The sequence below is a fragment of the Mesorhizobium sp. M2A.F.Ca.ET.067.02.1.1 genome (assembly GCF_004023285.1).
GTDB lineage: Bacteria > Pseudomonadota > Alphaproteobacteria > Rhizobiales > Rhizobiaceae > Mesorhizobium.
Map to the genome: position 1 here is coordinate 1 of NZ_RZSB01000863.1, position 2281 is coordinate 2281.

Sequence of the window (2281 nt, forward strand, 5' to 3'; positions counted from 1 at the left end):
CAATATTACCGGCGCGATCCATTCCGATGGCTTTGACATCGAAAACCGCAGCGGACCGCTCAGCATCAAGCTCGCCGCCGCCGGGCTGAAGACCGACGTCGCCACGCTGGCGCCGCTGGTGACCGGCAAGCTCGCGGCGGATCTCTCCGGCACGATCAGCCGCGAGACCGTGACCATCGACAAGGGCACCTTGAGCAGCGATGCGCTCAATGCCGGGCTGACGGCAAATGTGGCGCTGGCCGACCTGTCGATGACGCTGAAGATGAATGCCGACGCCGACTCCAAGGCATTGCCGCCGCAGATCAGCTCGCTGCTCGGCGAGCGGGTGCAATTCTCGGCCAGCGCCACGCGCGATCCGCAAGGCGCGTTCGCCGCCAACTCGCTGGAGATCAGCTCCGGCTCGCTCAGCGCCAGCGGCACCGGCAGCATGCAGGGATCGGACCTCCAGGCCAGCGTCAAGGGCACGTTGGGCGACGTCTCGCCGCTGTCGTCGCTTGCCGGCACACCGCTTGAGGGCGGAGTCAATTTCGCGCTGACGGCAAGCGGTCCGCGTCTGGCGCCGGATTTCACAGTGTCGGCAGACAGCGCCAGCCTGACGGCGGCGGGCCGCACCGTGAAGGACATCAAGCTCTCGGCCAAGGGCAAGGCCGATGTCGCCAATCCGACCGCCGACGTCTCGCTGACCGGGAATGCCGAGGGGCAACCACTCGACATCGAGGCTTCGCTGGTGACCGTCGACGGCAAGCGCTCGATCAAAGGGCTCAGCCTGGCGCTCGGCGACAACAAGGTGTCGGGCGATCTCGCGCTCGACGACAAGTTCCTGCCGCTCGGCACGCTGACGCTTGCCGTGCCCGATATCGGGCCGCTCGCCGCGCTGGCAAACCAGACCGCCACAGGCGACATCAACGGCACGATCGACTTTGCCAAGGAGGGCGAGGCGCCGACCGTCACCATCAATGCGGCCAGCACCTCGATCGCGCGTGGCGACCTGGCGGCAAAAGCCATCACCGTCAACGCGCTGATCGCCAACTATCTAAAGGGGCCGGCGATCTCGGGCACGATCAAGGCCGACAATGTGACCTCCGGCGGCACGGTCATCAGCGGCATCGGCATCGATTTGAAGCGCGATGGCGACTGGACCAACTTTACCGGCGGCGCCACGGCGTCCGGCATTCCGGCCACCGCCACGGGGCGGGTTAAGATCGCCGACGGCACGACAAGCGTGGAAATCACGTCCGGCGAGGCGACAGTGCGCGGCATCAAGGCGGCCATCGCCGAGCCATCCAGCCTTTCCGTCGCCAATGGGGTGACGACAATCGATAAGCTCGCGCTCAACCTCGGCGGCGGCTCGGCGACGGTTTCCGGCAGCGCCGGTGAGACCCTGGACGTGATGGCCAATCTCGCCAACCTGCCGCTGGCGCTCGGCAATGATTTCGTGGCCGGCCTCGACGGGGCCGGAACGCTTGAGGGCACCGCGCACGTCACGGGTCCATCGTCCAACCCCGACATCCAGTTCAACGCCAAGGTGGCGGGCGCCGAGACCAGCCAGACCCGGCAGGCGGGGCTCGGGCCGCTGAATCTGGACGCTGCTGGCAGCTACACGCTGGCGGGCGGCGTCGCCCTGGACCACGCCACGCTTTCGGGCGACAAGATTTCAGGCAAGGCCGCCGGCACCCTCAATCCCAACGGCGCCAGCGACTTCTCCCTCGACCTTTTATCATCGGGGCCCAGCCTGCCGTTGACGCTCGGCCGCGCCGACAGCCCGGTCAAGGTCGAAGCCCAGTCCTTGTCGGCAAAGATGGCGGGCGAAAGCACGCAAGCGCGGCTCGATGTGTCCGCCATCCTGCCGTCCATCGTCGCCAGCCAGGGGAAGGTGGATGGTCTCACCCTGGCGCTGCATTCGGATGCCTTCGACCTCAAGGGACGGGCAGGCCCGGTCTCCGGCACGGTCTCGCTGGACAGGATCGGCCTCGACAATCCGTTGATCGCACCGCTGATCGCCGGCAAGGTGGTCGCCAAGGTCAATGGCCGCCTGGCTCCCGATTCCGTCGCCCTCGACAGCGGCTCGCTGACCAGCGATGCGCTCAACAGCCAGGTCTCCGGCCGGGTATCGCTGGGCGATGGCGCCGTCGACCTCAATATGAAGGCCGAGGTCGCGTCTTCGGCCTTGCCGGCGGCGGTGCGCGGCATGCTGGGCGAGACGGCGCAGTTGAGCGCCGCGCTGAAGCGCGATGCCGGTGGCAATGCCAATATAGACGCCCTCAAGCTCAATTCAGCCGCG

1 pseudogene is annotated in these 2281 nt (G+C 67.2%); it reads left to right on the plus strand.

The window, feature by feature from the left end:
* A pseudogene (locus tag EOA28_RS32930) lies at positions 1–2281 on the plus strand (translocation/assembly module TamB); the annotation flags it as partial.